The 12,755-nt window shown below is 52.2% G+C and carries 10 protein-coding genes; 6 read left to right on the top strand and 4 right to left on the bottom strand.

The window, feature by feature from the left end:
* The first annotated feature begins 97 nt into the window (after positions 1 to 97).
* Entirely contained in the window at positions 98 to 1,618 is a 1,521-nt protein-coding gene (locus EG028_RS22890) for a sulfatase (RefSeq protein ID WP_120518831.1), read from the top strand.
* A 25-nt stretch (positions 1,619 to 1,643) separates the two neighbouring features.
* Here EG028_RS22890 and EG028_RS22885 read toward each other — a convergent pair whose 3' ends face one another.
* The gene (locus EG028_RS22885; protein WP_120518832.1) at positions 1,644 to 2,042 is read right to left on the bottom strand and encodes a response regulator; all 399 of its coding nucleotides are present in this window, start codon (positions 2,040 to 2,042) and stop codon (positions 1,644 to 1,646) included.
* Between the two features lie 173 nt (positions 2,043 to 2,215).
* Between EG028_RS22885 and EG028_RS22880 the strand changes: the two genes are divergently transcribed.
* Positions 2,216 to 3,727, top strand: coding sequence for a sulfatase family protein (locus EG028_RS22880; RefSeq protein ID WP_120518833.1), 1,512 nt, complete (start codon positions 2,216 to 2,218; stop codon positions 3,725 to 3,727).
* Positions 3,728 to 4,069: 342 nt separating this feature from the next.
* Here the strand turns inward: EG028_RS22880 and EG028_RS22875 are convergent, their stop codons facing one another.
* A complete protein-coding gene (locus EG028_RS22875; RefSeq protein ID WP_120518862.1) occupies positions 4,070 to 5,026 on the bottom strand; it encodes an aldo/keto reductase in 957 nt (318 codons plus the stop codon).
* A gap of 67 nt (positions 5,027 to 5,093) precedes the next feature.
* On the opposite strand from EG028_RS22875, the gene EG028_RS22870 reads away from it, so the two are divergent.
* The 3 genes from EG028_RS22870 (at position 5,094) to EG028_RS22860 (ending at position 9,945) form a co-directional block, all read left to right on the top strand.
* Complete coding sequence (locus EG028_RS22870) at positions 5,094 to 6,059, top strand: 2-hydroxyacid dehydrogenase (protein ID WP_120518834.1); 966 nt, start codon at positions 5,094 to 5,096, stop codon at positions 6,057 to 6,059.
* Between the two features lie 84 nt (positions 6,060 to 6,143).
* Entirely contained in the window at positions 6,144 to 8,126 is a 1,983-nt protein-coding gene (locus tag EG028_RS22865; RefSeq protein WP_123864768.1) for a sensor histidine kinase, read from the top strand.
* Between the two features lie 160 nt (positions 8,127 to 8,286).
* Positions 8,287 to 9,945, top strand: a complete 1,659-nt coding sequence (locus tag EG028_RS22860; RefSeq protein ID WP_120518836.1) for a PAS domain S-box protein — start codon at positions 8,287 to 8,289, stop codon at positions 9,943 to 9,945.
* Here the strand turns inward: EG028_RS22860 and EG028_RS22855 are convergent.
* Positions 9,939 to 10,364, bottom strand: coding sequence for a response regulator (locus tag EG028_RS22855; RefSeq protein ID WP_120518837.1), 426 nt, complete (start codon positions 10,362 to 10,364; stop codon positions 9,939 to 9,941). The two genes, EG028_RS22860 and EG028_RS22855, sit on opposite strands and share 7 nt — an antisense overlap.
* 230 nt (positions 10,365 to 10,594) lie before the next feature.
* Between EG028_RS22855 and EG028_RS22850 the strand changes: the two genes are divergently transcribed.
* Positions 10,595 to 11,377: an alpha/beta hydrolase gene (locus EG028_RS22850; protein ID WP_120518838.1), complete on the top strand. Its 783-nt coding sequence runs from the start codon at positions 10,595 to 10,597 to the stop codon at positions 11,375 to 11,377.
* 151 nt (positions 11,378 to 11,528) lie between these two features.
* Here EG028_RS22850 and EG028_RS22845 read toward each other — a convergent pair whose 3' ends face one another.
* Positions 11,529 to 12,752, bottom strand: coding sequence for a sensor histidine kinase (locus EG028_RS22845; RefSeq protein WP_120518839.1), 1,224 nt, complete (start codon positions 12,750 to 12,752; stop codon positions 11,529 to 11,531).
* Positions 12,753 to 12,755 lie beyond the last annotated feature (3 nt).

The raw sequence follows: 12,755 nt of genomic DNA, 5'->3' as shown, positions 1-12,755 counted from the left end.
TATAAATGTAAGCATCCCGGGGCATTATTTCACATTCTATAATTGCATAATATAATAAGGATTGCTTACGAACAAATAACTTTTTAACTTAGGGGATATGATAAGCTTAAAACGTATTTTTTGCTGCCTGGCGATCTGCTCCGCCTTGCAGGCAAACGCGCAACAGCGCCCTAATATCATCGTTTTCCTCGTGGATGATATGGGCTGGCAGGATACCAGCGAGCCTTTCTGGACGCAAACCACCCCGCTCAACAAACGTTACCGCACACCCAATATGCAGCGGCTGGCCAGGCAGGGCATGAAATTCACCAACGCGTACGCCACGCCCGTGTGCACGCCCACGCGGGTGAGCCTGATGACGGGCATGAACGTAACCCGTCACAAAGTGACCAACTGGACGAATTACCCCCGCGATAAACGGTCGGACGCAAAGGATTCCACGCTGCTATCCGGCAACTGGAACCTGAACGGGATGAGCCCCGTGCCGGGTATTCCCAATACCGTATATGCCACACCGTTACCGAAGCTATTGGCACAGGCCGGGTATTATACTATTCACTGCGGCAAAGCGCATTACGCCTCAAACGGCACACCCGGCGCCGATCCGCTGGCGATGGGTTATGCGGTGAATATTGCCGGTCATGCCGCCGGTCACCCGGCGAGTTATCTTCCTGAGAAACAATATGGCGCGGCCAATGCCTCGCATGGCGTGCCGGGATTGGAGGAGTTTTATAACACAGATGTATTTCTCACCGAAGCACTTACGCGTAAAGCGCTGGCGGCTATTGAGCAGAACCGCGCGGCGAAAAAACCGTTCTTCCTGTATATGGCGCAATACGCGGTGCATGTGCCGTTGGAGGCGGACAAACGTTTTTACCAGCATTACATAGATCAGGGCCTCAGCACGGAAGAAGCGAAATACGCCAGCCTGGTGGAAGGCATGGACAAAAGCCTGGGCGATATCATGGATTACCTGGAGCGGGAAGGCATGGCAAAAAACACGGTCGTGATGTTTATGTCGGACAATGGAGGGCTGAGCCTTGCGCCGCCGCGTACTCCGCCCGCGCATACGCAGAACCTTCCTTTAAAAGCAGGCAAAGGTTCGGTGTACGAAGGCGGCATCCGCGAACCGATGATCGTGAGCTGGCCCGCGGTGATCAAACCGGGAACGGTAGCGGCACAGCCGGTGATCATCGAAGATTTTTTCCCGAGTATTCTTGAGATGGCGGGTGTAAAGAAACCGGGAATGGTACAGCAGGTGGACGGGCAGAGTTTTTTACCGGTCCTTAAAAATAATGCGCTGAAAACAAAAGACCGGCTGCTGGTATGGCATTACCCCCACCGCTGGACGCAAGGCGAAGGGCCCGGCCTGCACTTTTTCTCCGCCGCCCGCAAAGGTGACTGGAAACTGATCTACGATCAGCGGAAACTGGAATTACACCTTTACAACCTGAAAGATGATATCGGCGAGGAAAATGATGTGGCGGCGCAGAACCCTGCCATCACAAAGGCGCTGGCAAAAGAACTGACGGATTATATGGGGAAAAGGAATGTAGTCATGCCCATTTCGAAGCTGACGGGCCACCCGGTAGAATGGCCGTCGGAACTGGTGGAATGACATCGTAACGGTCACGGCGCCACGTTTAACGCGTGGCGGGATATAAAAGCCCATGCAACAAACCTACCAGCTCGGAGAATTTTTCCGGCTTGGTAATGAACTGGAAAGCGCCGAGTTGTTTGGCTTCCTGGATGGTCTGGTTGTCTGAAGCTGTGGAGTAGATCACCACCGGCACGTCCTTGGCTTTGTGCGCCACTTTCACTTCCCGGAGGAACTGCACGCCGTTCATCACGGGCATGTTGAGGTCAAGAAAGATAAGGTCAGGCAGGGAATCGGCGTCGTTCAGCTGCATAATAGCTTCGTAACCATTCGGCGCAGTGTTGCATACAATGGATTCGTCTATAAACTCAAGGGCGGAAAGGAACATTTCCTGGTCATCGGTATCATCGTCGATCAGTAATATCGTGGGTACATTTGTCGTCATACGGCGCTGGGATTAAAATTAAAACTTCGAACAATCGGCTTATGCAATACATTGAAAAATAACCTCATGTATTCTATTGCAAACGCATTACTGTTAATTTAATCAATTTATGTTGAAAAAAGATCTATTTAATGAGTAAGATTGTAACCCGATATTTAATTAACGTTTACCCGATGAAAAAGTTACTCTTTATGCTGATAACGGGCCTCCTGGGCCCGGGTGCTTTTGCACAGCAAAAACCGAATGTTGTCATTATTTATGCAGATGATGCGGGGTATGGGGACCTGAGCTGCTACGGCGCCACCAAAGTAAAAACGCCAAACCTCGACCGGCTGGCCAAAAGCGGCATCCGCTTCACGAACGGTCATGCCACCTCCGCTACCTGTACTCCTTCCCGTTTTGCGCTGATCACCGGCAGGTATCCCTGGCGCAAGACCGGTACCGGTGTGCTGCCGGGCAATGCCGCCATGATCGTGCCTGTGGGGCAGCCCACCCTTCCGTCCATGATGCGGAAAGCCGGTTACAAAACCGGGCTGGTGGGCAAATGGCACCTGGGCCTGGGTGATGGAAAAGAGATCGACTGGAATGAGGATATCAAACCCGGGCCAAACGAAGTGGGTTTTGATTATTCGTTCTTTTTCCCCGCCACGGCGGATAGGGTGCCTACCGTGTTCGTGGAGAACGGCCGCGTGCAGGGGCTTGACAAAAACGACCCGATCACCGTCAACTATAAAGAAAAAGTCGGGAACGAGCCGACTGGTAAAGAAAACCCGGAGTTGCTGAAAATGCAGGCCTCCCATGGTCATAACAATACGATCGTGAACGGCATCGGCCGCATCGGTTTTATGAAAGGCGGCCAGAAAGCCCGCTGGGCGGATGAAGAGCTTGCTTACGCCTTTACGGACAAAGCGGAGCAGTTCATCGAAGAAAACCACAGGCACCCCTTTTTCCTGTATTTCGCGCTCAGCGACATACATGTGCCGCGTATGCCCGCTACTGCATTCAAAGGCAAGAGCGGCCTCGGTTACCGTGGGGACGCCATCCTTGAGATGGACTGGATGGTGGGCCGCATCATGGAAAAACTGAAAGCGCTGGGCCTGGAGAAAAATACGCTCGTGATATTTTCCAGCGACAATGGCCCCGTGCTGGATGACGGGTATGTGGACGAAGCGGTGACCATGCAGAACGGGCATCAGCCGCTTGGCCCATTGAGAGGTGGCAAATACAGCGCGTTTGAAGGCGGCACCCGTGTGCCCTGGATCGTGAGCTGGCCCGCTGGTGTAAAAGCCGGTCAGACCTCTGACGCGCTCATAAGCCAGGTGGATCTTTTTGCGTCTTTTGCAAAAATGACCGGCCAGCCCCTGGGCGCCACCGATGCGCCGGATAGTTTTGATATGCTGGGCGCGCTGCTGGGCAAAACACAAAAAGGCCGGGACTGGCTGATCCTGCAAGGTGGCCCGCTGTCCCTGGTGCAGGGCGACCTGAAATACATCTCCCCTTCAAACGGGCAGAAACTAATGAAAGAAGTGAATGTCGAATCCGGCAACGATTCCGCGCCGCAGCTGTACGACCTGAAAAAAGACGTAGGGGAAAAACAAAATATCGCGGCGGAGCATCCTGAAAAGGTGAAAGAGATGGCGGCTATGCTGGAAAAACTGAAAGAAGCGGATAAGACGAGGAAGTAAAGCGGTTGCATGGGAGCATGAATAGATGGTCAATACCTGGCACTGCCGTCGAACATGATGCATGTATGGGTCATACCTGGACTTACCCTGGACTTAGCTTGGACTTACCCTGGACTTACCCTGGACTTAGAATGGCGAATTTGAGAGTAAAAAGGGGGTTGAAGGTGCTGAGGGGCTTTATGTGTACTGCGTTTGCGTACTTTTAGCAAAGCGTGGCGGTTGAGCAAGCCGTTTGCCGGATGATGATAGAGAATACCGCATCAAAAACGAATGATATTATACAACAAATCCCCGGCCACAAACGAGCCGGGGATTTGATTTTTATAAGATATCTTATAGCTCTCAGTTATTGTAATCGCTCGCCGCGTTCAGCTGATCCATGGCATCGGTATCCAGCTTCAGGGAAACGGCGCGGAGCAGTTCGTCCAGCTGGGTGAGACTGGTGGCGCTGGCGATAGGCGCGGTGACGCCGGGCCGGTTCATCAGCCAGGCGATGGCTATCATAGCGGGTTTGGCGTGATAACGCGCGGCCACATTATCCAGCGCGTCCAGGATGCGGAAGCCTCTTTCCGTCATGTATTTGCCAAGGTATTTGGCGCGGCTGCTGTTCGTAATATCTTCCGCCGTCCTGTATTTGCCGGTAAGGAAACCGCTGGCCAGCGCGAAATACGGGATCACACCGAGGTTGTGCTCCATGGCGTAAGGCGCATATTCCGTTTCAAATTTTTCACGGTCAAAAAGATTGTATTCCGGCTGAAGGGTTTGGTATTTTGGGAAACCTTTTTCCTTGCTCAGCGCAGCCGAAGCAATGATGCGCGGCAGGCTCATATTGGAAGTACCGATGGCGCGCACTTTTCCTGATTTGATTATTTCGGCGTAGGCTTCCAGCGTTTCCGCGATGCGTGTTTCCTCGTCATCGTAATGCGTCTGGTAAAGATCGATGTAATCCGTTTGCAGTCTTTGCAGCGAATCTTCGATGGATTGAAGGATGTAAGCTTTTTTCAGCCCCCGTTTTTCTTCACTGAATACGCCGCCTACTTTGGTGGCGAGTATGATCTTATCGCGTTTTCCTGTTTTGCGCAGCCATTTCCCGATCACCCTTTCAGAATCCCCGCCCGTATTGCCGGGTACCCAGCGGGTATAGGTATCCGCGGTGTCCACCGCGTTGAAGCCCGCATCTGTGAATGCATCCAGCAGGCGGAAGGAAGTTGGTTCATCGGCCGTCCATCCGAACACGTTGCCGCCGAACATCAGCGGGGCGATCCGGAATCCTGTATTTCCAAGCGTTCTTGTTTCCATGAGCATGATTTAAGGGTACGAATCTAACAAAATAGCATGATCTTTATCCTTACAACCGGCATCGATCATGAAAGTATTCATCACCAGGATCATCCCTGAAACAGGACTGGAATTATTGCGTAATGCAGGCATTCAATACACAGAGCACCGTGAGAAAAGGCACCTCAGCCCGGAGGAGCTGATAGCCGCCTGTAAAACCCACGATGCGCTGCTGAGCGTAGGCGGAAACAAAATAAACGCGGCATTCCTGCAAGCCTGCTCTCACCTGAAAGTGGTGTCGCTCATGGCCGTTGGATATGATAATGTGGACGTTCCGGCGGCTACCGCGCTGAAGATCCCTATTGGCAACACGCCCGGTGTGTTGAGCAATGCCACGGCCGATACTGCTTTCCTGCTCATGCTCGCCACCGCCCGCAAGGCTTTTTATATGCACAAGGTGATCGGGCGGGGAGAATGGGGCTTTTTTGAACCTACCACCAACCTGGGCATTGAACTCAACGGCCGGACGCTGGGCGTGTTGGGCCTGGGTAAAATAGGTATGGCGCTGGCAAAAAAATGCCGGGGCGCATTTGATATGCCGCTCATTTACCACAACCGTCACCGGAACGAAGAAGCGGAACAACTGCTGGGCGCCCGGTATGTGAGTTTTGAAGACCTGCTGAAAGAAAGCGATGTGCTCAGCCTTCACGCGGCCCTTACCCCTGAAACCGCCGGTAAATTCGATGCAGCCGCCTTTGCTCAGATGAAACCCGGTTCCATCTTTATCAATACCGCCAGGGGAGCCATGCACAATGAGCAGGACCTGCTGGCCGCGCTGGAAAGTAAAACCATCTGGGGTGCCGGCCTGGACGTGACCAATCCCGAGCCTATGGATCAAAACAATCCATTGCTGAACATGCCCAATGTAGCGGTGCTGCCGCACATCGGGTCCGCCACGGTGGAAGCCCGCAGCGGGATGGCCAGGATGGCGGCGGAAAACATCATTGCGGGACTGAAAGGAGAGGCCCTGCCATATGGCGTGAATAAGGTGTGAAATATTTCATGTGGACTTCACCCTTTTGGTACTATAAATTGTCTTATATTAAGAATGATGTTCACACATGCATAACCCACCGTATTGAGAAATTTTGTCATCTGTCTCATCCTGGCGCTTTTATCTCCACGGTTGCTGCCGGCTCAGAATGTGAATGTACTGAGCAGCGACAGGCCCTACGTGCGCATAGCACAAACCTCCGGCTGGCTCGTGGATCCCACCGCTATGCTTACTTTCCAGCAGGTGCGCCAGCAGGCTTACGGTTCGCTTTTTCAGCCGGTGAAACATGAGATGGGCGCATTCGGCATTACTTCCTCCGCCGTGTGGATACATGGGAGGGTGAGCAATAATGCCACCAACGTTACTTACCTGCTGATAGAGTTTTCCAATATAGACAGCCTGAGCCTCTATTACGAACACGAGGGCCAGCTGCATACCGTACAATCCGGCAGTATGCAGTACAAGCCCAATACTTTCCACTTCCATGGGTTTACTTTTGAGCTGCCGGCAAACGATGGGCTGCCGGTGGATTTCTGGCTGCGGGCGCGTACGGGCAACGCCCTGATCGTGCCGCTGGCAGTAGCTACCGCAGAAGGCATACCCACCGCGCTGGCGGGTATGTACGTGGTGGAGCTGATCTATCTCGGGGTAGTGCTGGCGTTGTTTTTCTACAACCTTTTGTTGTTTATCTGGATCAGGGACAAGGCTTACCTCTGGTACCTGGGTTATCTTATTTCGCTGGCGGGCTTCAATCTTCTTTACCTTCGCGGCTTTCATTACAGCCTGAGCCCTTCCGCCGCCTTGTTCTTTAACCAGTACGGCATCGGGATGGCGGCGATCAGTTATATGTTCACCATCGGGTTTTCCATCCTTTTCCTGCAAAGCAAAAAATATGCGCCGCTGCAAACGCGCATCCTCCGTGTTATATTCTGGCTGCTGTGGGTGCCGGTGTTTTGCCTGGCATTCGGCTGGCGCGAACCGGCCATCCGCATCAATGAGCTGTGCAGCTTCTGCATTCCCATCCTGTTCATCTGGATGGCGATAAGGGCTATCAGGAGAGGATATAAACCCGCGCTGTATTTCATCATTGCATGGAGCACGCTACTGGTCTGTATCCTGCTGTTTGTGACCACCAATATCGGCGTTTTGCCTTACGGACATTGGTCGTTCCACATATTGCCCATTGGTTCCGCTGTTGAAATGGTATTGCTGTCGCTGGCTTTAGGCCACCGGTATGCGCTGCTTAAAAAAGAAACGATCGACATGCAGGCGGCGCACCTGCAATATGCCATTACGCAAAAGGACCTGCTGGAGGATAAAGTGAACCTCCGCACGCAGGAGCTCGCCAAAATGATGCAGCACCTCCGCGAAAGCAATACGGTAAAGGATAAATTGCTGGGCATCATTTCCCACGACCTGCGTACGCCGCTGGGCACCTTGTCCGGACTGCTGGAACTGCTGGAAATGAAAGCGCTTACGCCGCAGGAGATCAAGGAATTTGCACAGATGGCACGGCAGCATATCAAACATATCAATTCCACCATGCACAATATGCTCAACTGGTCGCTGTCGCAGATGAACCGCATTGAGACGAGACCCGTGAAAGTAGAACTGGCGCAGCTTTTCCAGCTTATTACCGATACTTACCGGTTTTCCGCGGGGCAGAAAAACATCAAACTGGAGGCTTCCGTGCCGCCGGGCGCCGTTGTGTATGCGGACGATCACCAGCTGGAACTGATCGTCCGAAACCTGCTGGACAATGCGATCAAGTTCACGCCCCGTGGCGGTACCGTTTCTCTCGGCGCCAGGGACGCCGGCAATAAAGTGGAATTGTTTGTAACGGACAGCGGCAATGGCCTTACCAGTGAAGCGGTGTACAAAATACTGTATGGCAATAAACTCTATTCCACGGACGGTACGGCCAACGAAAAAGGCACCGGCCTGGGCCTGTGGCTCTGCAAGGAATTTGTGGTGAATAATGGCGGCGAGCTGCGGATCAACAGCATTCCCGGCCAGGGCAGCACGTTTTATTTCCAGTTGCCCAAAGAACCGCCGGCCGTGTTCTAAACACGAAAGTTTGTAATTTACCCCTGCATGATCACTCCCTCTTCAGACTTCAATAACGAGAAGGCCAGGATGCGGCGTACGACTGAAAACAACCATAATAATATTCATGGCACATCATTTGGGCACACAAGGGTAACTTAGCAATACACCTTCAGTGCCCATGGAAACAGATACAAACAACCAGCACACAGATAAACCTGCAGGGGGGATACCAGGGGCGGGATACCTGGATTTCATTCAGACATTACCGGCAGCTATATACTCCACTGACGCTTCCGGGCGGATCAGCCACTATAACCACGCGGCCACCCTTCTTTGGGGCCGGGAGCCCGAGCTGGGGAAAGACCTGTGGTGCGGTTCCTGGAAGATATATGATACTAATGGTGAGCCCATGGCGCTGGACAGCTGTCCCATGGCGATCACGCTCCGGGAAGGCCGGGAGGTGACGGGTGTGGAGATCATAGTGGAACGGCCGGACGGCAGCCGCCGGAATGTGGCGCCTTTTCCACGCCCCATGTTTGACGGGGAAGGAAAAATGACCGGCGCGGTAAATATGCTGGTGGACATCACGGACATCCGGAAAGCGGAAAACCTGCTACGAGCCAGCGAAGAAAACTCACGCCTGATGGTGGTCAATCTCGAAAAAAACGCACTGGAGCAAACCAGGGAACTGATCGAAAAAAACCGGGAGCTGAAGATCAGCGAAGAGCGTTATCATAAAATGATTGAGGAAGTGGAGGATTACGCCATCCTGTTAATGAACAAGGAAGGAATCATACAGAACTGGAACAAAGGGGCGGAAAAGATCAAAGGGTACCGGGAAGAGGAGATCATCGGGAAACATTTCAGTATATTTTACCTGCCCGAAGACCGGCAGCAACAACTTCCCAATAAGCTGATGGCCGCCGCGGAAACATTTGGCAAAGCCATGCAGGAAGGATGGCGCATCAGAAAAAACGGCACCCGTTTCTGGGGCAGCATCGTGATCACCGCACTGCACAACGATGCGGGAGGCATCATCGGGTTTTCAAAAGTAACGCGCGACCTGACGGAGAAAAAGATCGCGGAGGACAAGATCAGGAAATACGCGGAGGAACTGGAATTTCAGAACAAAGAACTGGAACAGTTTGCCTACGCGGCGGCGCATGATATGAAAGAACCTTTACGCAAGATACAATTCTATAATAACTACATCAATGAGCACGCCGGAGCGCTGCCCGAAAAAATGAAAGAATATCTTGGCCGGTCCGTTAACGCCGCCGGGCGAATGCAGCAGCTGATAGACGACCTGCTCACCTATTCCAAAGCCTCTTCCTTTTCGCAGGAACTGGCGCCTGTGAACCTGAACGCGATCGTGAATACCGTTGTGCTGACCTATCACGATTCCATTGAAAGAACGGGCGCGGTGATAGAATGCGGGCTGTTGCCCGTGATCAGGGCTATTCCTTTTCAATTCAACCAACTGTTCGAAAATCTCATCAGTAATTCGCTCAAATATTTTCACCCGGACCGTGCGCCAAAGATCACCATCGCCGCCAGTCTTGTGCCCGGCTCGGAGTTAAAGGACATCAGGAACCCGGAAGCCATATATCACAAGATTACCATAACAGATAACGGGGTAGGGTTCGATACCTCCTATACATCAAAAATATTTGACCTGTTTCAGCGCCTGCACGACGATCCGGGGTATGCCGGCACGGGCATAGGGCTGGCAATCTGCAAAAAGATCGTACAGAACCACCAGGGGATCATCAGGGCGAGCAGCCTGCCCAGCCAGGGTGCTGAATTTGCAATATATCTTCCCGGAACGGGTTATTGAGGGCGTTTGTCCAAAGCGTTTTCGCAGAGGTCCAACATACGGCGGGCAATCTCTGCCAGTTCGCTCATCTGCATGGGTTTCACAAAATATTCAAGGGCGCCTTTCTGAAGGCATAATTTCACATGTTCCGGCTGGTTGGAGGTGCTCCATACTACTTTGGGAATGGGATGCAGCCTGGGGTGGTAATGTATCCGTTCCAGCACTTCCACTGCATTGAACACAGGCATTTTATAATCCAGGATGATAAAACAAGGCAGGTCCGGGTCGCTGCAACTTTCAAGGTACTCTATCGCCTGCTGCCCGTTGTGCACCATGTGCAGTTTGATCTCCGGATCAATGGCCTTTATTGCATCTTCCAGTATTTCCTGGTCTTCGGGATCGTCATCTGCGAATAAAAAGATCTTCGGACGGTTGCTCATGGTATACACAACAATTTTCAATTGCTAAAGTAAGGCAAATCACTACTCTTTCAAAGTATTCACTTCTTTTGCCATATCCCCCTGTTCCGGCCACCAGATTCCACGAATGGAACAACCATAGATCAGGCCTAAAAACGTACCTTTAAGAACGCTAACCAATCAGCCCCGGAGCAGACCTCAAAACCGGCACTAATCAGACGTTCGTATTATAATCATCTGAATATCAGTTTATGGAAACAAATAAAAAGACGATCCTGTTTGTAACAGGCTCATTCGTGACCCATCATTGCTGGGATGAATGGAAGACCTATTTTGAAAAAAAGGGCTATAATACCATTGCCCCGCCCTGGCCTTTTAAAGACGGCACCGCCGCGGAACTGCGCGCACGCCAGCCGAACGACGTGGACCTGGCAACCCTCACCGTTTCCGAGGTGATCGACAGCTACGCAAAAGTAGCATCCAGCCTGCCGGAAAAGCCTTACATCATCGGGCATTCATTTGGAGGGATGATGACGCAGGTGCTGAACAACCGTGGCCTTGCCAGGGCCGCCGTGGTTATCCATTCCGTGCCTACGCTCGGTGTGTTCCCCTATGAATTTACTTTCCTGAGATCAACCTGGAAAAGCCTCGGGCTGTTCACTTCCGTGAGAAAGACCTACCTCATGTCTTTCAAAGACTGGCAGTACGCTTTCGTGAACGGCATGCCGCTGGACCAGCAGCAGAAAGGCTGGGAACAACTGACCATCCCGGAATCCAAAACCGTGTCGCGCGGTGGCCTTACCAGTGCGGCTAAAGTGGACTACGATAAGTCCCATGCGCCCCTGCTGTTCGTCGCGGGCAGCGAGGATCAGACTATTCCGGCGCATCTCAACAGGCGGAATTTCAAAAGGTATAAACGAAACGGCTCTGTGCTGGAATACAAGGAATTCCCCGGCCGCAATCACTTCGTACTGGGACAGCCCGGCTGGGAGGGGAATGCGGATTATGTGGCGGACTGGATCGCGAAGCACTAAATAGAACGGCTTATACACAGTCCTTATCGCTCTTCCGGGTGGTAAGGGCTTTTTTGCGGGCCGGGAATATGGAAGTGAAAAACGTGAAACGTTTTGTGTTGATGAGCGGCCGGGCGCGGGGAGGTGAAGAACTGGATACGGCGCAATAATATCAGGATTGTTTCTCGGGTATGCCGATGATAAACGTCGTGCCATGATCTACCTCGCTGGTGGCGGTAATGGTGCCGTTATGATGCTCCATGATCTTTTTGCAGATGGAAAGCCCTATGCCGGTCCCTTCGATCTCCTGGTAACTGTGCAGCCGTTTAAACACCGCAAAGATGTCTTCCAGGTAGCGGTTGTCTATCCCGATGCCATTGTCCGCCACGAATATCTGGTACATGCCGGGTGTTTCCACATCCTTCGTTTTGCGCGCATAGATATGCACTACGGGCATCACGTTCTTTTTCCTGAATTTGATGGCGTTGCTGATCAGGTTGTTGAACACCTGCCGGATCATGGTGGGGATCACGGGTATGCAGGGGAGCGGGTCCACCTGTATGCTGACCTGGTTGTTCTGGATGGCGATCTCCAGCTCTGATACGGCTTCTTTCACGATCTCGTTCAGGTCCGCGTTCACATAATCGCGGCCCTGGGTGGAGTGGCGGGAGAAACGCAGCAGGTCGTCCACCAGCTGCTGCATCCTTTGCGCGGCCTCGCCGATCTTGGAGATATAACGATCCAGCTCCTGCGGGGTACCGTTGCTTTTGTTGCTGATCAGGTCTGTGAATACACGGATCTTCCGTAGAGGTTCCTGTAAATCATGGGAAGCTACGTAAGCAAAGCGGTCCAGCTCTTCGTTCACTTTTTTGAGATGCACATTACTGCGGTACAATTGCCTGTTCAGTTCCAGTACTTTAATTTCAGACGCTTCTCTTTCCTCAATTTCCTTTTGCAGCAGGGCATTTGCCTGTAGCAGGCTTTTTTCCTGCTCCAGCAGCGAGTGTGTTTTCTGGTACAGTTCAACAAACAGTCCTACCTTGATCTTCAACAGCTGCGGGTTCAGCGGTTTGTGAATAAAATCCACGGCGCCCACGTTGTACCCCTTGTATATCGCCTCTTCTTCATGGCTGTGGGCAGTGATAAAGATGATAGGGATGTTCTTCAGTTTTTCACGCTGGTATATGAGCGCGGCGGTTTCGAAGCCGTTCATATCCGGCATCTGCACGTCCATCAGGATAAGGGAGAAATCGATATCCTGCAGCAGGGCCTTCAGTGCGGCCCTGCCGGAGGATGCTTTGACGATGTGGTAGTTCTCCTTTTCCAGGATAGTCTCTATGGACAGGAGATTATCCGGCCGGTCGTCTACGATCAATATTTTTACTGCTTTGTTCATTCA

It is taken from the genome of Chitinophaga barathri (genome assembly GCF_003807585.1).
GTDB lineage: Bacteria > Bacteroidota > Bacteroidia > Chitinophagales > Chitinophagaceae > Chitinophaga > Chitinophaga barathri.
This window is presented reverse-complemented; position numbering and strand designations above follow the sequence as displayed.